At 32.7% G+C, this 321-nt stretch carries 1 protein-coding gene; it reads left to right on the top strand.

Annotation, left to right across the window (positions count from 1 at the left end; genetic code table 11):
- Window positions 1–321: hypothetical protein (locus CCAND38_RS11755; RefSeq protein ID WP_042343327.1), on the top strand; the 321-nt coding region annotated here is incomplete at both ends.

The following is a 321-nucleotide window of genomic DNA, read 5'->3' as shown; positions in this document are numbered from 1 at the left end:
ATGAAAAAGTTTTGTTTTATATTCGCATTATTGGGTGTATTCGCTTGTTCGGAAGATAAAGATATGACGGCTGATTATTTTAAAGCTCAACAACGAGACAGTCGTTTCTTTGGAAAATGGATATTTGTTGATTCTGATACATTGGAAGAACTTTCAGACTTTACACGTAACTATATTGAGGATGGTGAGTTACAATATTTCTATCTTACGGGAGAACCATATTATTCTCAAAAAAAATATTATTACACAAAAGGAGATAGACTCTATGTATTAAACCCTGGCTCTGGTTTTAAAGTTTCGGCTTCGGTAAAAGAATTTCGA

Origin of the sequence: Capnocytophaga canis, assembly GCF_000827555.1 — a bacterium.
Classification (GTDB): domain Bacteria; phylum Bacteroidota; class Bacteroidia; order Flavobacteriales; family Flavobacteriaceae; genus Capnocytophaga; species Capnocytophaga canis.
The sequence above is the reverse complement of the archived record's forward strand: the minus strand, read 5'-3'. Positions and strand labels throughout refer to the sequence as shown.